Source organism: Paenibacillus sp. RUD330 (genome assembly GCF_002243345.2).
Lineage (GTDB): Bacteria > Bacillota > Bacilli > Paenibacillales > Paenibacillaceae > Paenibacillus_O.
The window spans coordinates 1,720,729-1,741,087 of record NZ_CP022655.2 but is presented as its reverse complement, the minus strand read 5'-3'; the positions used below and the strand labels follow the sequence as shown (position 1 = coordinate 1,741,087).

The following is a 20,359-nucleotide window of genomic DNA, read 5'->3' as shown; positions in this document are numbered from 1 at the left end:
CATGCCTGTTTTTTTGTCTGGAGGCCATTCACGGCAAGCGGTCCGCAAAAGAAAAAGCCGCATTCCGAAAATCGGAATGCGGCTGGAGGTCAATCCTCGTCTTCGTCCGCGAGCACCCGCTTCGTCAGCCGCCGTGGCCGCAGAAGCAGGATGTATCCGGCCCCTGCAGCGGCGGCCGCAGCGGCCGGCAGCGGCTTGCCCTGCAGCAGCAGAGGCAGGCTGCCGGCGAGCCAGAGCAGCAGCAGGACGATCAGCAGCGCGAGCCTGTCCACTTGGATGAGCGACTTCAGCCTCTCCTTCTCCGGCAGTGGATACACATGGCGCCATACCGTGTATTGATGCCACGAGCCGAGAGAAGAGGTCTGGAGGCCGGCGATCAGCAGGAACAGCAGCTGTGCGGCGGCCGTTCCCCAGCCTCCGAGCCAGGCGGCTTCGCCAAGCCAGTAGCAGGACAGCATGCCGAGCAGCGTCAGGCGCAGCAGCATGCCCCCGAGCTCCGTGCGGGCCATGCTGAGACTGTACAGGTACGTATAGGCGCTCTGTCTGCGCAGCGGCACGAGCTTGGACAGCCAGCTCAGATAAGGCCGGGAGCTGACGGCCGAGCCGAGCGCCGGCACATCCGTGAACCAGCCAAAAAACCGGTAATAGCGCATCTGCGTCCGGCCTTCCTCGCGGATCAGCGTTTCCCACGGAAGGCTCTGGCGGGCCGCCAGCCGTGAAGCCGCCCACCAGAGAGCTCCGGAGACAGCCGTGAAGGCTGCGGCCTTCCAAGGAAGGAAGGCAAGCCAGGCTGCAGCCGCCCAAGCGGTCAGGAACCAGCGCAGCAGCCGCAGCGCCCAGCGGGCCGACGGCCAGGCCGCCTGCCTTTCCCGCCAGGCAGCCGCGCTGTTGGCCGCCTTCATGGCCAGCACGGCGGCAAGCGTGATCCAGAGACCGGGCTTCCAAGCGCCGGACGATTCGGCCGCGCCTGCGAGTATCGGCCAGAACAGCAGCAGGACGATAGCGGCAAGCGCAAGCCCTCCCGGAAGATTATGGCGGAACGATCTCCGGATATAAGCGCCCATATGCGCTTCCCTCGGCATGAGAAAGACGAGATCGGCAGGCTGTAGCCAAGTCCGCAAAGGGCTCCAGGCGACAAGCGGCGTCAGCAGGACGGCGCCTGCGGCGATGACGGGAAAGTCGGCCGGCACCTGCTTGATGAATTCCGTATAGTAAACGGCGCTTACGATAAGGACAAGAAAAAGGACAAGCGGAACGCCGCTCCGGAGCATATAGCCGACATAGGGCATGGAGTCGCGGTAGAAGGCCGAGGCCCTTTTTTTCCAGATCGATTCAAGCGTCTCGCCCATCGGCGTCACTCTCCTCCACGATGCCGTAGAAGATGCTCTCCAGCGATTGCCCTTCGGCTCCGCGCGAGCTTCTGACCTGCGCCAGCGTCCCGAGCTCCTTGACCCGCCCTTGGTGCAGGATCATGAAGCGGTCGCAGTAAGCCTCGACCGTCGAGAGGATATGCGTGCTCATGAGGATGGCCGCCCCGCGCTCCCTCTCTTCCACAAGCCGCTCCAGCAGCGAACGGATGCCGAGCGGATCGAGACCGAGAAACGGCTCGTCGATGATGTACAGATCCGGCCGGGCCAGCAGAGCGTTCATGAGCATGACCTTCTGCTTCATCCCTTTCGACAGATGCGCAGCCCGCGAGCCCCGCTTGGGACCCATTCGGAATTCCGCGATCAGCTTCTCCGATCTTTCCCGGAAATCCTCCTCCTGCAAGCCGTAAGCCATCGCCGTCATCCGCAGATGCTCTTCGACCGTGAGCTCCTCGAACAGCACCGGCGACTCCGGCACATAGGCGAATGCACCCCGATAGCGTTCCGGCTGCTCCTCCAGCTTGACGCCGCGGATCCGGACCTCTCCCTGCTGCGGCGCCATCAAGCCCAGAATATGCTTGACTGCCGTGCTTTTGCCGGCCCCGTTGAGGCCGATCAGCCCCATCATCTCCCCGCGTCTGACCGTAAAGTCCAGATCATGCAATACCGGCCTGCGCGGGCTGTATCCTCCTACTAGATGACTGACCTGCAGCACGTTTTCCTCTGCGAATGCCTCTGCCACTATCGTTCCCTCCCATGCCTGCGGAATGTGCAGGAACAGGCTTCCGCATCATGCGCTGCGAAAGCCTGTCTGCGTGAAGGCTAGAAATCCCGGCTTGCTGCGCCGGAACGGTTATTGATCGGGCTGGTCCCGCTTGGCTTTCAGCCATTTGGGAGCCCCTTTGTTCTTGTCCGCCTTGGCTTTCCGCGCTTTGGCTCCCGGCCCGGAAGATGCCGCCGCCTTCGGCTTGACGCCTCCTGCGGCAGGCTGAGCTTCGCGCCTGCGGTCCGCTTCTGCGGGCTGTCCGCCGGGTGAATCCGGCGCCTTGCTCCGGCTGCCCGCGGCGGCCGCCCGGACTCCGGAGACGGCAGCCTTGGCGGCAGATGCCGGCTGTTGCCCTGCCGCGGGGCCTCTTGCGGGTCTCGCCTCTTGCACGGGACGGGACTCCAGCGGAGCATGACGCTCCTGGGCGGGACGGAACTCCAGCGGATCACGCGGCTTCTGGCCGGAACCGGACCCCGACAGCTGATCCAGCAGCGGCGTCCGCGACGGCGTCGTGCGGGCCTTCTGCGATGGAGCCGCCGCTCCTCTCGCAGGCGACGGCCTGCGGTGGACATCCGCCGGATCGACCAGCTTGCCTTTGTACATGGCCAGCTCCGGGATGTCGACATCCAGCTTGCGCTTGTACTTGTCGATCAGATAACGTTCGCCCGGCGCTGCGATGGTGAACACCTGGCCTGCCCGGCCCATCCGGCCCGTACGGCCGGAGCGGTGGACATACTGGTCCGCGTCCGCCGGAGGCTCCAGGTTGATGACGAGCGGAAGTCCGGGAATGTCGAGCCCTCTCGCCGCGACATCCGTGGCGAGCAGCAGCTGGCAGCGCCCTTCGCGGAATCTCGCCAGCGTAGCGGCGCGGCGCTGCTTGTTGGCATCCCCGTACAGCGTCTCGACATTGAAGCCTTCATAGGACAGCTTGGCCTCATAGTTGGCGATCTGGTCCGTATCGTTGATGAACAGCAGCGCCGAGGCGGGGTTGAGCAGACGGATGAGCTTGCGGGCCGTATCCAGGCGGTCGCGCCATTCGCAGCCGATGAACGCATGCTCGATCGTGCCGGATACGCGCTGGGCAGGCTCGATGTCGACGCGCTCCGGATTTTTCATCCAGCGCTTCTCCAGCGTCTTCAGAACTTGCGGATAGGTGGCGGAGAAAAAAGCGACCTGCTTGTCTTTGGGCGCCGCCCACAAAATGGTCTCCACCTCGCTCGTCGAACCGAGCCCGAAAACCTGGTCCGCCTCGTCAACGATGATCGTCCGGGTTTCGGACATCTTGAGCTTTCTCAGCTTCAGCAGCTCATGGATGCGCCCAGGCGTTCCGATGACAAGCTGCGGATTCAGCTTCAGCTTCTCGATCTGCCGTTTGACCGCGGCTCCCCCGATCAGCTGCTGCACGCGGACACCATAGGCCTCGCCGTACATCTCCGCCACACGCACGATCTGCATCGCGAGCTCCTGGGTAGGGGAGAGGATGACGGCCTGCACCGACTTGCTCGCCGAATCGATCCGCTGCAGCAGCGGCAGCATGTAGGCGAGAGTTTTGCCCGTTCCCGTCTGCGACCCGGCCGACACATCCCGTCCTTCAAGCAGGAGAGGGATGGCCTGCGCCTGTATGGGGGTCGGCTCCCCGATGCCGTTCTCCGCCAGCTTGCCTGCTGCGGCTTCTTCAATTCCAAGCTGTTTCCAAGTCTCTAATGACATCTTGTCTAGTTCTCCTTGTTCGCTCCGCCTCCCCTTGCTCGGGCGAAGGCGAATGCTTTATTTCTTGTTCAGCATCGGTCCGGCGATCCGGTCAGCCAGCCTTGGGAACAGCCGGTACAGCCTCGCTCCGGCGGCGGCAAGCCAAGGCAGGTCAAGCTCCGCACGAGGCTTTTCGACCAGTTGCACGATGCGGTCCGCAACCTTCTCCGGCTTCAGCATGAGCCAGCTTACGTTCTTGACATAAGAACCGTCCGGATCGGCCTGATCGAAGAAAGGCGTATCGATGGGACCCGGATTGACGGCGGACACGAAAATGCCCTGACCCCTTACCTCCTGCCGCAAAGCGTCCGTCAAGCCGACGACCGCATGCTTGCTGGCCGAATATCCGCTTGATTTTGGCGTAGCGAGCTTGCCGGCCAGCGAAGCGATATTGATGATATGTCCGCTTCGATTGTCCAGCATGGAGGGAAGAACGGCCTTGGTGCATCTCACGATGCCCATATAATTCGTATCCATCATGGATTCGAATTCCTGAACGGAACTGTCGGCAAACGTCTTGAACAGACCGTAGCCGGCATTGTTGATCAGCACGTCGATTCGGCCGAACTCTCGGAGCACGCTGTCCATCACGGCCTGGACGGCCTCGTTGTCCGTCACGTCGAGCCGCCTGCATCCGCATCGGCCCGCAATGGCTGCAGCCGCCGCGGCAAGCCTTTGTTCATTGCGTCCGCAAAGCACCGGAACGGCGCCTTTGTCGGCGAGCCTGCGGGCGATCAGCTCCCCGATGCCGCTGGTCGCTCCTGTAACCACGATTACTTTATCGCGAATCATTGTTATCACCTGCTACAAGTGTACTTTATAAGCGATATGATAGCAAAGCTGGGCGGCTTGCTCCCCATCTCGAAGAAGGCGTCCGGCCGCCCGGCAGGGCCGGCCTTCTCGCCGACCGCCGAAGCCACAAAAGGAAGCTCCCCGGGGAGCTTCCTTTTGTCATGGAGAAACGATGTTCCTTCGCTTCCGTCCTTTATCCCTTTGTCCGCGCCGGCATCAAAAAAGACGGCGCGGCCGGCAGGCTTATGTTACGATGCAAGTAATACCTGGATGTCCAGCTGGCCGATTCCTTCGAGAATGAGAGGCACGGACAGCGCCTGGCGCCTTTCCAGGAAATCAAGCTCCGCTCCCTGCAGCAGCGCCGGAGGGGTAATATCGACATGCACTCCCTGGCTCGACAGCTTCGTGCTGGCGTTGCCGCTGATCATATTGCTCAGTTCCGATATGGCGCTGCGGCCGATCTCGTCCAGCGCGTCGACCTGGAAACCGCCCATCATCGCCGAAACGATATTCAAGGCATCCACCTCGCTCATGCCGAACATGATGTCTCCGCTTACTTGACCGATCAATTGAATTCGAATCCATAAAAAATCGTTGGCGCCGCTCAGCACCTTCAGGCCAATTGGCCCAGGCATGGGTTTGATCTGGACGACCTGCTCCAATACCATGACTGCGGACTCCAGGAACGGATTGATAAATTCGGCTCTCATCGGCACTTAAGCTCCTTATAGACCAAGTTTCACGTCAACCTTATATTGGTAGCAATTATACTAAAATAACTAGTGCAAGTATACCAATATAACCATTAACGCTACTAAAGACCTATAACGTCAAGGTGAGCAAGGTTCTAATTTTGGAAAGGCGGAGGATCGCTCATGCCTGGTATATGGACCCATATCCGATTCGGCCGAATGGTGCTTGAGCAGTCCGGGGAGCAGCGCCTGCTGTCTTCGCCGGAGTTGGAAAGATGCTTCGTCCTGGGATGCCTCGGTCCGGATTTTCTTTATTGCCGCCGGCTGATGCCGTGGCCCAAACGATCTCTCATGAACGTGCTGGCCGACCGGCTTCACCGGCAGGATCCCTTGCCGATGCTGCTGGATCTGCTCGACGGTGTCTCCGGATGTCCCCGCGATGGCTCGGATGCTGACGAGGCCGTCGTCTACACGCTCGGCTTCATCCTCCATCTGCTGCTCGATGCCGCCATGCAGCCCGACGGAAGCCTCTCTCCCAACGGGGAGGAAGCCGTCAGGCGCAGCTTGAACCTCGATGACCAGACGCTGGACAGGCATGAGAGCCTGGAGGCCGAAGCCAGGCTCGACGCCTGGATGCTTCAGGCAGCCGCCGGTCCTCTGCCGGAAACCGTAATCGAAAATTATGAATGCATGATCGCCGTCCATCATGCGGATCTTGCTCCTTACGTGAAAAAGGACGACTGGAACAAGAGCATGCGCGGGATGCTGGCCGCCTTGAGGCATCTGCAGAATCCACGGGGTCTCAGGAGCATGATCGCCTCGCGCTTCATCGCCCCGGAAGCCTATTCGCGAGTCCGCAGGGACGGGCTGGACTCCGTGCATTCGGCCGGTCCATCGACTCCGCATTCGTCCGGAGAGCCCGGACAGGCATGGGAAGCTTATCTTGGCCTTGTGGATCCGGCCGCCGGCCTGCTTGCGATCGTCGTCCGCTGGCTGAGGGCTTCCGCGTTCCGCGGCGAAGCGGCGCTGTCCGTCGCGGCCAGACAATCGGCAGCCGCCGCAGAGGATTTCGGCTGGCACGAGGCGGAGCTGCGCACGGCGCTCGTGCGCCGCTTGGAGGAATGGTTCCGGGACCCGCCGGGCACTCTCTGAATCGGCTATGGACGGCCCTCTGCCTCCTTTGGCTGCCTGGCAAGCGCCAGCCTGACGACATGCGCTTGCGTCACATTGCTTCGAGGCTGCCGCCTCCGCCGGCGGCGCTGCGGCGGAACCGCATCCGGACCAGGCGAAGCCGGTCATAGATCAGGTCGACCTTGGCCGAGGGTGCCGGCTCCGCGCCATAAACCTTTTGGAGGATCGGCTTCAGGTACTTGTCCCCTTCCTCCTTCAGCGCTTCCCAGATGCGCTGCTGCTCCTCCTGCGATATTCCTTCCAGCTCCTTGGCGATCAAGGGCTCCAGATCATAGCCTTCCTGTTCCAGCTGCTCGATCCTTTCCATGAGCTCCCTTCTCTGCAGGCCGGTATCCGCCAGCAGCTGCTCCAATGTCCGCTCCTGATTGATTCCTTCCAGAATGAGACGGCCGCACTGCTGCCTGTCCATCTTGTTCTTGAATTTGGTCTCCTTCTGCTTGTAGAGCCACTGGATATAGGCTTTCGGCTCGAGAGCCTCGCTCACCCAGCTTAGAGGGAAAGCCCTTGCTTGAGCGCGCGCTCCCGTAAGCTCCAGCACCTCCTTTCCATATTCGCGGCTTTTGCCCGGTCCCCATCCCGGAATCTGGGCGAGCTCCTCGAGCGTATGCGGGACAAAGGAACTGATCATGAGCAAGGTGCGGTTCGTCGCCACGAGATAGGCCGATTTCTTCTCGGAGGAAGCCTTGATCCGCCTCCAGTCGCGTAGCGCCTCGAACAGCTCGTGGTCGGCATGAAGCTCTCCGTAGCATTGCTGCATGGAAATGATTCCTCCCTTGCCGGCCGGCCGCTCGTCCAGCATGCCGTCGATGAGCGGCGTGAATCCTTCGCCCATCCGCACCGCGACGCCATGACGGAAGGCGGTGATCATCTCCTCCCAGGAGCTTCCCTCATACCATACGGATGAGGGCTCCGCGCTGCCGTGCCGGGCTCCGTTCCATACGACGGACCAAGTTCCCTGCTGCTCGCAGATGGACAGCTGGGCGTTGTCGATTCTCCCGTCTCCAAGCGGTTTCTCGAATGAATTCAAAAAGACGATCTGCATTTTTCGCGCACCTCCGATTGTGGTCCAGATCAAGACGCCTCTATTCTGCAAACGCAAAAAAGCACCTCTCCCGCCCGCAAATGCAGGCAAGAGAGGTGCTTCCTCCCGGTCGTTCGGTTCTTGTTCTGGTAGATTCATCCTATCATACGGCCCGGCATCTGTGCAATGCCTTATTTATCCTCCTTGCGAGCGGCGGCAGCACAGCATCCATGCTATACTGGATCGGACCCGTTTTACATCGGATGAGAAGGAGGTACGGATCCACTTGCAGCTGAAAGATTATGATTTCATGTCCGATTCGACCGAGCAGACCTCGACTCGTTTCGTCACCTTCATCACGCCTGGCCTCAAGCGCTTCGACCTGGCCGTCACGACGACCAACCGCTTCTACGGCAAAAAGCTCGTCACCGATCTGCAGAGCGGCAAGACAGCCATCATCGGCCAGGACGACCTGGAGGAGGAAGGCTATCTGGAGCATACGTTCAAGCTGGACGAGGAAGAAGCGTCCGAGCTTGGCGGCTTCCTGTCGCTGGTCGTCGGCGAAGTGAATTTCACCGACTGATTGGGAAAAGCTAGTACAGCTGCCTTCACGCAGGGGAGCATGACCCCCGGCAGCAGAGAGGGGCTGTACGAAGGATGGACAACGACATTCGGCGCGGCGACACCGACTTCGCGACAGAAGAATCGCGGCAAGAGAAATACACCGATCTATCCACGGTCGAGTCGCAGCGCAACGACCTTACGTTCGAGGAGTTTCCGGAAGGCCCTTACGGAGCTGTTCTCCATGAAGAGCAGCCGGTAAAAAGCACCCCTTGGCGGCCGGAGCAGAGGCAGCCGAACCGTTTCGGCTATGAAAACCGCGCCCTGCACGGCAGCAAGGAACGTGATTATCCCGGCGACGACCGCAGCGGAGCCGACAGCCGGGCTGTCCAAGAGGACAAGTAGCGTCCGCCGAGCTGTTTATGAGGATCCGCAATCCTCTCCAGTCTGCTTTTTCCCGAATCGCGTCGCGGCTTCGGTGATAGAGCGCGCAAGAAGCCGCCCTCCCTGTTCAAGGAAGGCGGCTTCTTTTTTTTCATGACTTCTTGCTTTCCTTGATCAGATCATGCCTACTCCATCAACCGCGTGCCTGTTGACTTTCGCTTGCTCGCGCGCCTAGACGACCCAGCCGAGCAATGTCAGCAGAATGCCCACCAGGAAACCGCAGACCGCCCCGTTTACCCGGATCCACTGCAAGTCGCTTCCCACCTTGGATTCCAGAAGCTCGACCAGAGCCTTATTGTCCAGGCTGTTCAGGTTTTCGCGGACAAGCAATCCGAGCCGGTAATGGTTGGCCTCGATCGTGCTCACCAGGACGGCCGACAAGCGCTCCTCCCAGCTGCGGACCAGCTCCTCCTCGCGTTTCAGCCGCTCGTTGGCTGCATGGGCGATGCGGACGAGGCTTCGCCCGCCTTCTTCCTTGTCCCTTTGCAGCCATTGCAGCACGAAAGCCTTCAGCTCGGACAGGCGGGCGACGAAAAACGCCTCCGCTTCTTCCGAATCGACCTTGCCCTCGAGCCAGCCCTTGACAGCGGCGAGCTTCTCTTCATCCTCGGCAATTCCGATCACTCGCGAGCGGAATTCCAGCAGCAGGTTGTCGCGCTGCCTGCTTCCCGGGGTGCCGAGATCCTTGATGCCGGACAGCAGCATGTGCTGAAGCATCGCACCCATTTTCTCCTCGTTCATGAAGCCAGCGAACGCTTGGACGGCAAAGCCCATGAAACCGCCCACCTGCAGCTCCTGCAGCTTCTTCTGAGCGATCTCCCCCAGCATTTTTCCGGTAGACGGCTTGGCTACCCAGTCGACGGCCTGGTCGAGCGCGTAGTCCAGCGCCTTCTCGTCGAGACCGTCGCGGATGATCGCCGATGCCGCTCCTTCCACCGCCGGTCGTAGGTCCATGCCTCTCGCATAACCCGCGAGCCCGCTGCGCACAGACGCTGACAGCCGTTCAAGCGGCAGCCGCTCCACAACCGCCATCGCGGCGCCGATCACCGCTTCCCGGTTGGACCGCTTGGCCAGCTGCTTCACGATGAACCGGCCCGCTCCCCCGATGAGATTGAGCCGGCGAAGCCGCGCGCTGATGCTTTCCTTGTTGAGCAGCTCGTTTTCCAGCGCCGACACGAGAGCGTTGACCATTTTGTCCTTGTTGCGGATGATGAGGTTCGTATGCGGAATCCGCAGCCCGAGAGGATGGCGGAACAGCGCCGTCACTGCGAACCAGTCCGCGATTCCCCCGACAAGCCCCGCTTCAAAGCCGCCTTGAAGCAGCGACAGCGCGTTGTGCTGCTCGCTGGTGAAAATCGTCGTCAATATAAAGCCGCCCGCCATGATGGCGAGGGACGTGCCTGCGGCATACTTCGTTTTCATGCCTGTTCCTCCGATCGACAATAAACGTTCTCCTTGATTATAAACAATTCGGGCTGTAATCAAAATCTGCCTATTTCAGGGCAAAAGAAAAGGCCGCCTGGCGACAGCCTCTTCATTTGCAGGTTATTCGTTGCTTTCTCGGCCTTTTCCGATTGCGATCCAGTTGATGCTGCCGGCCGGCACCGGACCTATGCGGGTACGGACGATCGTAAGGACGGCGCGGTCCCGATCCTTGGCCTTGATCGCCGCGTAGCAGTACGGATGGTCCGCGTTCGCGGTAAGGGCATAGGAGGCATCCTCGAACGGCTCGCTGAAGGCCACTTCAAGTTCAAGCTGATCGTCCCGGTCGTCGAAAGCGAAGGCCGTCAGCCCGAATTGCTGGTTGAGATCGCTGCTTCTATGCGACGGAGCCGGCTCCGGAATCGGCACAGCCGGAAGCGTCAGCTGCCGGAGGACTTCCGCCGCAAGATGCGCGAGCGTCACGCTGCCTGCGGCCAGCTGCCCGCTTCCGATGCTCGCCGGCGCGATGTGGTCGCTCGTAACGCTGCTTGCGGCCAATTGCTCGCCGCTTACGCTAGAGCGCGCGATATGCTCCGTCGTCACGCTGCCTGCGGCCAGCTGCTGACTTCCTATGCTCGACGGCGCAATATGCTCGCCGCTCACGCTCCAGGCGGCCAAATGCAAGCTTGTTACGCTCTCCTCAGCCAATTGGACGGCGTTTACGCTGCCTGGCGCCAATTGACGGCCGGTTATGCTTTGCTCCTGGACCAAGCTTCCATTTATGCTCGAAAGGGCAAAATGCTCGCTCGTCACACTGCCTGCCGCGAGCTGCTCGCCGCCTACACTGCCTGAGGCCAAATGCGAGCGGGTCACGCTCTTTTCCGCCAATTGAATGGAATTCACACTGCCAGGCGCCAGCAGACGGCTTGTTATGCTTTGCTCTGCGAGCAAAAGGCCGGTTATGCTCGATGGCGCAATATGCTCGCTCGTTATGCTGGCCGGCGCCAAATGCCCGCTTCCTATGCTTGAAGGCAAAATGTGGTCTCCGCTCACGCTGCCGGCAGCCAAATGCGCGCTGGTCACGCTCTCTTCCGCCAATTGAATGGAGTTCACACTGCCAGGCGCCAGCAAACGGCTTGTTATGCTTTGCTCTGCGAGCAAAAGACCGGTTATGCCCGATGGCGCAATATGCTCGCTCGTTATGCTGGCCGGCGCCAAATGCTCGCTTCCCACGCTTGACGGCAAAATATGGTCTCCGCTCACGCTGCCGGCAGCCAAATGCGCGCTGGTCACGCTCTCTTCCGCCAGCTGGACCGAGTTCACGCTGTTCGGAGCCAAGTGGCGGCCGGCAACGCTTTGTTCCAAGAGCATGCTGCCCGATATGCTCGATGGCGCGATATGCTCGCCCTTCACGCTGCCTTCGGCCAGCTGCTCGCTGCTCACGCTCGACGGCGCGATATGCTCGCCCTTCACGCTGCCTGCGGCCAGCTGCTCGCTGCTCACGCTCGATGCCGCGATATGCCCGCCCTTCACGCTGCCTTCGGCCAGCTGCTCGCTGCTCACGCTCGATGCCGCGATATGCTCGCCCTTCACGCTGCCTTCGGCCAGCTGCTCGCTGCCCACGCTTGATGGCGCGATATGCTCGCCCTTCACACTGCCTGCAGCCAGCTGCTCGCTGCTCACGCTCGACGGCGCGATATGCTCGCCCGTCACGCTGCCTTCGGCCAGCTGCTCGCTGCTCACGCTCGATGCCGCGATATGCTCGCCCTTCACGCTGCCTGCGGCCAGCTGCTCGCTGCTCACGCTCGACGCCGCGATATGCTCGCCCTTCACGCTGCCTGCGGCCAGCTGCTCGCTGCCCACGCTCGACGGCGCGATATGCTCGCCCTTCACGCTGCCTTCGGCCAGCTGCTGACTTCCCACGCTTGACGCCGCGATATGCTCGCCCTTCACGCTGCCTTCGGCCAGCTGCTCGCTGCTCACGCTCGACGGCGCGATATGCTCGCCCTTCACGCTGCCTTCGGCCAGCTGCTCGCTGCTCACGCTCGACGGCGCGATATGCCCGCCCTTCACGCTGCCTTCGGCCAGCTGCTCGCTGCCCACGCTTGATGGCGCGATATGCTCGCCCTTCACACTGCCTGCAGCCAGCTGCTCGCTGCTCACGCTCGACGGCGCGATATGCTCGCCCTTCACGCTGCTTGCGGCCAGCTGCTCGCTGCTCACGCTCGACGGCGCGATATGTTCGCCCTTCACGCTGCCTTCAGCCAACTGCTCGCTGCTCACGCTCGACGGCGCAATATGCTCGCCCTTCACGCTGCCTTTAGCCAGCTGCTCGCTGCTCACGCTCGACGGCGCAATATGCTCGCCCTTCACGCTGCCTTCGGCCATCTGCTCGCTGCTCACGCTCGACGGCGCGATATGCTCGCCCTTCACGCTGCCTTCGGCCAGCTGCCTGCTTCCCACGCTCGACGGCGCGATATGCACGGCCGTCACGCTCTCTGCGGCCAACTGCTCGCTTCCTACGCTCGACAGCGCGATATGCTCGCTGTTCACGCTCTCTGCAGCCAGCTGCTGGCTTCCTACACTCGACTCCGCGATATGCTCGCTCTTCACGCTGCCCGCAGACAGCTGAGCCGAGCTTACGCTGCCCGGCAGCAAATGGCGGCCGGCGACGCTTTGATGCGCAAGCTGGCTGCCCGCAATGCTGAGCGGCGCGATATGCTCGCTGCCGATGCTTGACGGCGCGATATGCTCGCCGGCGACGCTGCCGGCAGCAAGCTGCCCGCTGCCCACGCTCGACAGCGAGATATGCTCGCTGCTTACGCTCCCGGAAGCCAAATGCAAGCCGGTCACGCTGTTTTCCGCCAGCTGAAGCGAATCCACGCTGCCCGGCGCCAAGTTGCGGCCGGTGATGCTTTGCCGCGCAATCAGGTTTCCGGTAATGCTCTCCTGGACCAGATGCTCGCCGTCCACGCTGGCTCGGGCGATATGCCTGCTCTCCACGCTGTCCGCAGCCAAATGGCTGCTCTCGATGCTCGAAGGCGCGATATGCCCGCCATTGACGCTGCCTGCTGCCAATTGCCCGCTGCCGACGCTTGATGGCGCGATATGCTCGCTTCCTACGCTGTCTGCGGCCAGCTGGCCGCTGCCGATGCTCGAAGGCGCGATATGCCCGCTTCCCACGCTGCCGGTGGCCAGATGGCCGCTGCCGATGCTCGAAGGCGCGATATGCTCGCCGCCGACGCTGCTTGCCGCCAAGTGCGCGGAGCCGATGGAACGGGCTCGAAGATGCCTGGCTTCCACGCTGCCTTCATGCAGCTGCTCCGCTCCGATCGCTCCCGCCGAAATGTGGTAGCCGAGCAGCGAAGCCGGCTTGAGATGCTTGCCCGCCAGCGTCTCCAGCCCGACGTGGAAGCCGCTCACGGCGCCGCCTTTGATATGATCGGACTGAATTGCGCCCTCCTTCACATGGGAAGCGTCGATGCTTGCCGGAGCGATCTGCTGCTCTCCTGCCGAGTGTCGGGCAAGATGCTCCTGTCTGACGCTGCCCGGCTCCAAATGCTCGGAGGCGACGGCGCCAGGGGAAATATGGGCCGACTCGACCGCCTGCTCCCTGAGCTCCCTGGAGCTGACAGCTCCTGCCTGGAGCTGTTCCTCCCCTACCGTTCCTGCAGCCAGATGCTCCTGGCGGATGGATTCCGGGGCCAGATGCACAGGACGGATGAGCTGCGGCGTCAGGTGCAGCCCGAGGATGCTTTCCTGGGCGATGTGGACGCTTTGCACCGCTTCCGGGGCGATCGCTTTGGCATGGACGCTGTTCGACTCCAAATGCCTTTCCTTCACGGCCTGGTCGGCCAGAGCATCCGAATCGATAAGGCCGCCTGCGAGATGAATGGATGTTACCGCCCCGGCGCGAAGGTGAGCGCTGCCGACGGATGCGTCCTGGATATGGTCGGCTCCGACGGAGGAGGTCTTCAAATGGCTGCTTCCTACGGAGCTGTCGGCCAGCTTCGACTCGGTCACGCTTCCCGGCGCGATTTTGGATTCGGTTACGGAAAACTCCGTCAGCTTGTCGGATGTTACCGACTCCGGAGACAGCTTCAGCGAGTTCACCATATAATCGGCCAAATGCCTTGCGGTCACGGCTCCTTCGGCCAGCGCACGGCCGCTCACCGAGCTGTCGGCCAGCTTCGCCTGGCTCACGGAGCCGTCCGCAAGGGACGCAGTCCGGATCGAGCCTTGCGCGATATGCCTGGCGTCGACGCTTCGGTCCGCCAGATGTCTTCCCGCGATCTGGGCTTCGCCAACCGCCTCCGACGTCACCGCCGACGGTCCGATCTGACGGGCGCGGACGGAGCCCGGCGCAAGATGGCTGAATCCGATGCTGTCGTCGGAGACATGGCGGCTTTGCACGCTCTCCGCGGCCAGATGCTCCGATCCGACGGAATCCTCGGCCAGCTTGGACCGGACGACAGAAGCATTCCCGAGCTGCTTCGCCGTTACGGAGCCGTCCTTCAGATGCCCGGTTCCGACGCTGTTTCCGGCGATCTTCTCTTCCGTCACCGCATCGTCCGCCAGATGCTCCTCGAGGATCGAGCCGTCCTTCACATGGAAAGAAGCGACCGATTCAGCGGCCAGATGGCGTTCCGACACGCTTCCGGAAGCAAGCTTGGAGCCGTCCACGGCATCGGCTGCCAGATGTTTCCTGGACACCGCCTGATCCGCGATCTTGGCCTTGCTTACGCTCTGGTCCGCCAGTTTGGACGACGTGACGGCGTGGTCGGCAAGCTTGATCGTCGTGACCGAGTCCGGCTGCAAGTTCACGGAGCCGACGCCTGCATCCGCCAAATGAACGGACGACACCGCTCCCGGCGAGATATGGTCTCCGGCAACGGCGAAAGGCTGGATATGCTCGGGACCGACCGCATTCGGCTCCAGCGCATTGGAGCCGACCGCTTCATCCGCCAATTCCCTGGAGCCGACGGCTCCCGCTGCCAGATGCCTTCCTTCCAGAGATGCGTCGGCGACATGGGCTCCCTCCACGCTCTGCGGAGCCAGATGGCTGCCCTCGATGGAAGAAGGGGCGATATGGGAGGCGTTCACCGCCTCCTCAGCCAGCTTGGCTGAAGTCACCGCCCCGTCTCGAAGCTTCGACTCCGTGACGGATTCGGCCGCAAGCTTGGCGTTGTCCACGGCTTCATTCGCCAGCGCGGGCGTATCGACGGACTCCAAGGCAAAATGGATCGACTGGATCGACGATTCCGCCAGCAGCTCTCCAGAGAAGGCTCCCGCCTTCAAATGCCGCGCCTCCAGGCTTCCTTCGGCGATCTTGTCGCCAATGATGGAGCGGTTCGCCAGCTTGTCGGAACCGATGCTGCCGGAGCGGAGCTTGGCTCCGGAGATGCCTCCGTCCGCGATGATCGCTCCGGAGACGGCTCCATCAGCGAGATGCTCGCGCAGCACCGTCTTATCCGCGATTTTATCCGATGTGACGGCTCCGTCCCGGAGCTTGGCGTTGTCTACGGCGCCGTCCGCGAGAGCCTCCGAGCTTACCGATCCCGGCTGCAGCTTGCTGCGTGACACTGACGCCGACGCCAGCTTGGCTTCGCTCACGGAACCGTCGGCCAGATCGGAGGCATAGACGATCGGCGCCGAGCTTCCGCTTCTCCGCCGCTCGGCCAGCCGCCGCTCCGCTGAGGCGGCCGTTTCCTCGCTGGCGGCAGGAGCGGGCGCCCCCTCCTTCGTCTGTGCCCGAGCCTCCGGCTGTTCCGTCCCCTCCGGGCCCCCGGGCTTGCGCGCGCTCTCCAAAAGATCGGCCTTCTCCGGGATCGCCGCCTTCTCCGACTGCCCGTTCTTCTCCGTTATTTCCGGATGGCCTGCCTTCTCCGAATGCCCGCTCTTCTCCGTCGCTTCCGGATGGCCCGCCTGCTCCGGCAGATCCGTCTCCGGCTTCTCCAGCGCTTCCGAGTGAAGAGCCTCCGTGGAATCAGCTGGTGCAGGAGGAGCCTCGACGCTGCTGACCGCCGCCGTTTCGGAGCTGTCCCTGATCTCCCCCTCGCTTTTCTGAGCCTTTTCTTCCTGAATGAGCCCGCTGTTTCCGCTGATCTGCGCCGTATCCCCGCTTTCGCCTTCGCCTTCCTCCGCCTCATCGAGCCAGTTGATTTCCGATATCGAGGAATCTTCCACGAAGAACACTTTTCTGGCCTTCGGCCTTTTCGCTTTTCTGCTGTTCGCCATAACCTCTGTCCACTCCTTGTTGCCCGGCTTCATTATCGCTACTATATGCAGAATGCTTGGGCTTTTGACTCCATATGGGACAGCTGATCGCAAAAAAATAGGCAGGCCTCGGCAAAATCCGGCGCTTCCTCGAGCGATGCGGCTCTCATGATCAAGGAGCTCGCAGCATGCCTGAATGCGGATGCCTGCAGGATATTCCGGTCCGTTCAACCCGACCCGGCGGCGAAGCCGGCTTTATCGCGGCTGAACCCGCATAAAGCAAAAAAGGGAATCCGAGATGTCCACGGATTCCCTTTTTCGACTCCGCCCTGCCGCACGGAGCATCGATTTCGCATCTGAATCAAGCTAAGCTTTCTCCAGCAACAGCTCGTACGTCAAAAAAACCGTGTCGAGCTCATACCCTGCCTGTTCGTAAAGAGATCTTGCCGCCGAATTGTCCGCAGCGGTCGAGAGCTGGACCGATCTGGCCTCTCCCGCAGCCGCGTAGTCCCGAACCGCCTGCAGCAGCAGCTTGGCAGCCCCCCGCCCGCGCCATTCCGCATGCACGTACAAGTCGTTCAGAATCCACACTCTCCTCATGGATACCGACGAAAACACCGGATACAGCTGGGCGAACCCGATCGGAACGCCTTCCGCCGCTGCGGCGAACAGGACCGATTCTCCCCGCTCGAGCCTTGCCTGCAGGAACAGGCGCGCCCCTTCCTCATCGGAAGGCTGGCCGTAAAAGATCCGGTACTGGTCGAACAGCGGAGCGACGGCATGGGCTGCATCGCATCGGCTGACCGTAATGGAATCGCTTGTCCTATTCATCTTGGTTCCGCCTCCAGAAGCGTTTTCCCAACTATAAGGCGTCTGAGCACTGACAGCCATGGAGGCAGGCGACAAGAATTTGGACTTTTGATGCTACGCCTTCGGCTGGAAGCCCTCTTCCTGCAAATATTCCTCGGCTTCCTCGAACGTCTCGAAGGCCATCTCCAGGCTCAGGCCGGCATACAAATACCAGAGATCGTCCTCGCACCTCAGCTCCAGCTCATCGCCCTCCGGGCTTACCCAGGCCGTTCTCGCCATGCGCCGCTTGCGGGCGGCCCTGCTTTGGCCGGGCTCGCGCGCAGGTCCGGACGGCGGCGCCGACAAGGACTCAATCGAAGCGGCCGCAAGCTCCCGCAGCTGCTCTTCGTTCAGGTCGCGGATGCTTGCATACCCTTTGTCGTCGGTATCGTATCCCTTCAGCAGGCCGGCATATATATATCCGCTTCCGTTCGGATGCAGCCGGTATCCGACGGTTTTCTTCTCATGCTGGCTTCCTTCAAAGTGGAAGTTGACCCGTCCCATCGACACGTCGTTGCGCGTCAGCTCCGGGAACGAGGATAGGATGTCTAGCTTTTCTTGGAACGATAACATGTGAAACCTCCGGTAATGGGATTGTACTGTGCATTATAGCATAAGATGCCGGCTGCCGGCCTTGCAAGCCTGTCCGAAGCGCCGTGTCCGTGATAGAATGGAATGTTGCCGCTGAATGGGACGGTCTCGGCATTCGAACCGTCGTCTACAGCAGGCCAGGAGAGGGGAGCGACAATGAACATCAGCGATTACAGCCTGGACAGGCTGGCGTCGGGAACGCCGGCACAGCGCTCGGCGGCTGCCGCGCTGCGCGAGCTGAATCTATTCGCCATTCTGGAGGCATATACTCCCGTGCTTGCCGGCACGGTTCCCATCGACGTGGACATCCCCTCGAGCGATCTCGATGTCATCTGCGAAGCAGGCGACCTGGATCGTTTTCTTCGAGACACGGAAGCGAATTTCGCTCATATGGACGGATACTCTTCACGGAGGCATCTCTCCCAAGAGCTGCCGTCCGTCGCCGTTTCCTTCCGCTGGAAGGATTGGACGGTCGAGCTGTTCGCGCAGCCTCGCGAGGCTGCCCGGCAAAACGCCTGCCGCCATATGGCCGCGGAAGCCAGGCTTCTGGAGCTGTCCGGAGCCGAAGCGCGCTCGGCCATCCGAAGGCTCAAGGAGCAGGGCATGAAAACGGAGCCGGCATTCGCTTGCCATTTCCGTCTCAGCGGCGATCCTTATGCCCGGCTGCTGGAGCTGGCGGATGCAGGCGACGGGGAGCTGCGGGCGATTGTCGAGGCAGGGATGGATTGGGGGCTTGAAGGAAGCCTTGAGAAGCAGAAAATGGTGAAGAAGACCGAGGCGTATGTGCGGGAGCAGCTGAAGCATGACTTCAGCGGCCACGACTGGTTCCATATCAGCCGGGTCGCCAGGACGGCCGATGTCATCGGACTGGAGGAGCAAGCCAACCGCTTCGTCTGCCGGCTGGCGGCGCTGCTCCATGACTTGGCGGACGACAAGCTGCGGGACGGAGAGGAAGCCGGGCTACGGGAGGTCGAAGAATGGCTGGAACGCATCCATGCCGACGAAGGTACGGTCGCCGCCACCCTGGAAATCATTTCGACGATATCCTACAAGGGGGGCGGAAGGCCGCCCATGGCGACCCTCGAGGGGCAGGTTGTCCAGGATGCGGACAGGCTGGACGCGATCGGAGCCGTCGGCATCGCCCGCGTGTTCGCCTATTCCGGCGCCGTAGGCAGGCCCATCCATGATCCCGGCTTCTCTCCGCGGGCTGCCCTGACGCCCGAGGAATACCGCGGCCGCGACGGAACGGCGATCGCGCATTTTTATGAGAAGCTGCTGAAGCTGAAGGACGGCATGAACACGGCGGCAGGCCGCCGCTTGGCCGCAGAGCGCCATGCCTTCATGCTGGCTTACCTGGAGCAGTTCTACGGGGAATGGGACGGCCGTCGTTAAGAGAACATGCGCAGCCTGAATAGAGCCGCCGGACTTCCCGGCTGCTCTATTCAGGCTGCTTGCGCATCGGCCGGAAGCTTCCTTCCCGACCGGGTCCGCAGATCAGCTCCCCGTGCCGGGAGCCCGGACATGCCGTTCAAAGCCTTTGTACCTCGTTCCCTGGTAAGTCAGCTCTCCGACGTCTCCGACGACGGCCAGTCCGTATTCGTCCGCAGGCATTCTCAGCTCCACACGGCTGCCGTCTGCGAATTCGAAGGTAGCATAATAGGCGGTGTCCGCGCTGCAGTCCACGCCTCCGCCCGATGCTCTCGTCCTCTTGTCGACGACTTTGCAGCTGTTCGTGAGCATCTCGACTGCGTTGTTGCTGCCCCACGTGAACAGCCCCCTGCCGATGGCAAGGACGAAGCTTCCGATTAAGATGACAAAAACGATGACGATAAATACAGGCCCGAACGAGTCCATGAAAGTGAAAGTCGGATTGGGACCGAACTGTCCTCCCACTTGCAGACACCTCCCTCCATATCCCTAGCCGATGTTCTGCGCTGCTCTTCCGGTTCGTTCCTGTCCTGCTCCAGACTTCTCCTGGCCGGCTCATGCATGGCGCCAAGCTCCATTCAAGCGCGGTCCCGCTTCAGCATGGAGAAGACGGCCGCGTCGACAAACATTCCTTTTTCGAAGAAATAATCTCTGAGCAAGCCTTCTTCCTTGAGGCCGCATTTCTCCAGCAGCCTGCGGGAGCCGGCATTGTCCGGATCAATGAACGCCTCCGCGCGGTTCAAGCCCATCGCGCCGAAGCCGAAGTCCAGCATGGCGGACACAGCCTCTGTCATATAACCCTGCTGCCAATAGCGGGGATGCAGCTCATAGCCGATCTCGGCGCGGCAGTGATCCCGCCTCCAGTTATGGTAACCGCATGTTCCCATGAGCCGGTCCTCGCCTTTGAGGGTGACAGCCCAGCGAAGGGCGGCGCCGCTGTCGATCCTCTCATTGAAGCGGCTGATCAGCGCCTCCGCCTGGCCCAGCTCCGTGAACGATTCCAGATTGTAATACTTCGTCACTTCATCGAGCGAGAAATAGGCGTACATATCCTCTGCATCCGACGAACGCAGCCTGCGAAGGGCAAGCCTTGGGGTTTCGAGTTCTGCAAAGGAGGAAGCTTCCGTCTTCATTTGACCATCCCTTTCATCCGATGAGCCTATTCTATCGTATAAGAATATAAATTATGGAATAATATGTCAATATTTTTCATTATCTTCTTTGCGAGAAATTAAAAAAGGACGCCCGATAGGCGTCCAATCGATCGTTC

At 61.5% G+C, this 20,359-nt stretch carries 16 protein-coding genes; 4 read left to right on the top strand and 12 right to left on the bottom strand.

Annotated elements, in window-relative coordinates; translation table 11 throughout:
* Positions 1-89: 89 nt before the first annotated feature.
* The 5 genes from CIC07_RS07725 to CIC07_RS07705 form a co-directional block, all read right to left on the bottom strand.
* Positions 90-1,349 (bottom strand): ABC transporter permease, encoded by a 1,260-nt coding sequence (locus CIC07_RS07725; protein ID WP_076358375.1) that lies wholly within the window; start codon positions 1,347-1,349, stop codon positions 90-92.
* Positions 1,333-2,109, bottom strand: coding sequence for an ABC transporter ATP-binding protein (locus CIC07_RS07720; RefSeq protein WP_076358376.1), 777 nt, complete (start codon positions 2,107-2,109; stop codon positions 1,333-1,335). The genes CIC07_RS07725 and CIC07_RS07720 overlap by 17 nt, the downstream gene beginning before the upstream one ends.
* A gap of 111 nt (positions 2,110-2,220) precedes the next feature.
* A complete protein-coding gene (locus CIC07_RS07715) occupies positions 2,221-3,843 on the bottom strand; it encodes a DEAD/DEAH box helicase (protein WP_076358377.1) in 1,623 nt (540 codons plus the stop codon).
* Between the two features lie 57 nt (positions 3,844-3,900).
* Positions 3,901-4,674, bottom strand: a complete 774-nt coding sequence (locus CIC07_RS07710; RefSeq protein WP_076358378.1) for an SDR family NAD(P)-dependent oxidoreductase — start codon at positions 4,672-4,674, stop codon at positions 3,901-3,903.
* Positions 4,675-4,922: 248 nt separating this feature from the next.
* Positions 4,923-5,384, bottom strand: coding sequence for a chemotaxis protein CheX (locus CIC07_RS07705; protein ID WP_076358379.1), 462 nt, complete (start codon positions 5,382-5,384; stop codon positions 4,923-4,925).
* A 165-nt stretch (positions 5,385-5,549) separates the two neighbouring features.
* On the opposite strand from CIC07_RS07705, the gene CIC07_RS07700 reads away from it, so the two are divergent.
* Positions 5,550-6,518 (top strand): hypothetical protein, encoded by a 969-nt coding sequence (locus CIC07_RS07700; RefSeq protein WP_076358380.1) that lies wholly within the window; start codon positions 5,550-5,552, stop codon positions 6,516-6,518.
* A gap of 70 nt (positions 6,519-6,588) precedes the next feature.
* Here CIC07_RS07700 and CIC07_RS07695 read toward each other — a convergent pair whose 3' ends face one another.
* Complete coding sequence (locus CIC07_RS07695) at positions 6,589-7,599, bottom strand: HRDC domain-containing protein (RefSeq protein ID WP_076358381.1); 1,011 nt, start codon at positions 7,597-7,599, stop codon at positions 6,589-6,591.
* Between the two features lie 289 nt (positions 7,600-7,888).
* Between CIC07_RS07695 and CIC07_RS07690 the strand changes: the two genes are divergently transcribed.
* A complete protein-coding gene (locus CIC07_RS07690) occupies positions 7,889-8,161 on the top strand; it encodes a DUF3055 domain-containing protein (protein ID WP_174806355.1) in 273 nt (90 codons plus the stop codon).
* Positions 8,162-8,235: 74 nt separating this feature from the next.
* Positions 8,236-8,544: a hypothetical protein gene (locus tag CIC07_RS07685; RefSeq protein ID WP_076358382.1), complete on the top strand. Its 309-nt coding sequence runs from the start codon at positions 8,236-8,238 to the stop codon at positions 8,542-8,544.
* 210 nt (positions 8,545-8,754) lie between these two features.
* Here CIC07_RS07685 and CIC07_RS07680 read toward each other — a convergent pair whose 3' ends face one another.
* From CIC07_RS07680 to CIC07_RS07665, 4 genes are all read right to left on the bottom strand, one after another.
* Positions 8,755-10,005 carry a DUF445 domain-containing protein gene (locus CIC07_RS07680; RefSeq protein ID WP_076358541.1) on the bottom strand — a complete coding sequence of 417 codons (1,251 nt, stop codon included), beginning with the start codon at positions 10,003-10,005 and terminating at the stop codon, positions 8,755-8,757.
* 123 nt (positions 10,006-10,128) lie between these two features.
* Positions 10,129-16,242, bottom strand: a complete 6,114-nt coding sequence (locus CIC07_RS07675; RefSeq protein WP_076358383.1) for a WIAG-tail domain — start codon at positions 16,240-16,242, stop codon at positions 10,129-10,131.
* 345 nt (positions 16,243-16,587) lie between these two features.
* Positions 16,588-17,052, bottom strand: a complete 465-nt coding sequence (locus CIC07_RS07670; protein ID WP_076358384.1) for a GNAT family N-acetyltransferase — start codon at positions 17,050-17,052, stop codon at positions 16,588-16,590.
* A gap of 93 nt (positions 17,053-17,145) precedes the next feature.
* Complete coding sequence (locus tag CIC07_RS07665; protein ID WP_076358385.1) at positions 17,146-17,643, bottom strand: hypothetical protein; 498 nt, start codon at positions 17,641-17,643, stop codon at positions 17,146-17,148.
* A gap of 174 nt (positions 17,644-17,817) precedes the next feature.
* Here CIC07_RS07665 and CIC07_RS25755 point away from each other — a divergent pair, with 174 nt between their 5' ends.
* The gene (locus CIC07_RS25755) at positions 17,818-19,053 is read left to right on the top strand and encodes a DUF4269 domain-containing protein (protein WP_159442441.1); all 1,236 of its coding nucleotides are present in this window, start codon (positions 17,818-17,820) and stop codon (positions 19,051-19,053) included.
* A 102-nt stretch (positions 19,054-19,155) separates the two neighbouring features.
* On the opposite strand, the gene CIC07_RS07655 is transcribed toward CIC07_RS25755, so the two are convergent.
* Both CIC07_RS07655 and CIC07_RS07650 read right to left on the bottom strand, forming a co-directional pair.
* Entirely contained in the window at positions 19,156-19,554 is a 399-nt protein-coding gene (locus CIC07_RS07655; RefSeq protein WP_234993006.1) for a DUF2500 domain-containing protein, read from the bottom strand.
* A gap of 113 nt (positions 19,555-19,667) precedes the next feature.
* The gene (locus CIC07_RS07650) at positions 19,668-20,222 is read right to left on the bottom strand and encodes a GNAT family N-acetyltransferase (RefSeq protein ID WP_076358386.1); all 555 of its coding nucleotides are present in this window, start codon (positions 20,220-20,222) and stop codon (positions 19,668-19,670) included.
* Between the last annotated feature and the right edge of the window lie 137 nt (positions 20,223-20,359).

Excerpts from the sequence above, each read along its gene's own strand:
- CIC07_RS07725 (WP_076358375.1), bottom strand. The coding sequence starts at position 1,349 with ATGGGCGAGACGCTTGAATCGATCTGGAAAAAAAGGGCCTCGGCCTTC.
- CIC07_RS07715 (WP_076358377.1), bottom strand. The coding sequence starts at position 3,843 with ATGTCATTAGAGACTTGGAAACAGCTTGGAATTGAAGAAGCCGCAGCA.
- CIC07_RS07710 (WP_076358378.1), bottom strand. The coding sequence starts at position 4,674 with ATGATTCGCGATAAAGTAATCGTGGTTACAGGAGCGACCAGCGGCATC.
- CIC07_RS07705 (WP_076358379.1), bottom strand. The coding sequence starts at position 5,384 with ATGAGAGCCGAATTTATCAATCCGTTCCTGGAGTCCGCAGTCATGGTA.
- CIC07_RS07700 (WP_076358380.1), top strand. The coding sequence starts at position 5,550 with ATGCCTGGTATATGGACCCATATCCGATTCGGCCGAATGGTGCTTGAG.
- CIC07_RS07695 (WP_076358381.1), bottom strand. The coding sequence starts at position 7,599 with ATGCAGATCGTCTTTTTGAATTCATTCGAGAAACCGCTTGGAGACGGG.
- CIC07_RS07690 (WP_174806355.1), top strand. The coding sequence starts at position 7,889 with ATGTCCGATTCGACCGAGCAGACCTCGACTCGTTTCGTCACCTTCATC.
- CIC07_RS07685 (WP_076358382.1), top strand. The coding sequence starts at position 8,236 with ATGGACAACGACATTCGGCGCGGCGACACCGACTTCGCGACAGAAGAA.
- CIC07_RS07680 (WP_076358541.1), bottom strand. The coding sequence starts at position 10,005 with ATGAAAACGAAGTATGCCGCAGGCACGTCCCTCGCCATCATGGCGGGC.
- CIC07_RS07675 (WP_076358383.1), bottom strand. The coding sequence starts at position 16,242 with ATGGCGAACAGCAGAAAAGCGAAAAGGCCGAAGGCCAGAAAAGTGTTC.
- CIC07_RS07670 (WP_076358384.1), bottom strand. The coding sequence starts at position 17,052 with ATGAATAGGACAAGCGATTCCATTACGGTCAGCCGATGCGATGCAGCC.
- CIC07_RS07665 (WP_076358385.1), bottom strand. The coding sequence starts at position 17,643 with ATGTTATCGTTCCAAGAAAAGCTAGACATCCTATCCTCGTTCCCGGAG.
- CIC07_RS25755 (WP_159442441.1), top strand. The coding sequence starts at position 17,818 with ATGAACATCAGCGATTACAGCCTGGACAGGCTGGCGTCGGGAACGCCG.
- CIC07_RS07650 (WP_076358386.1), bottom strand. The coding sequence starts at position 20,222 with ATGAAGACGGAAGCTTCCTCCTTTGCAGAACTCGAAACCCCAAGGCTT.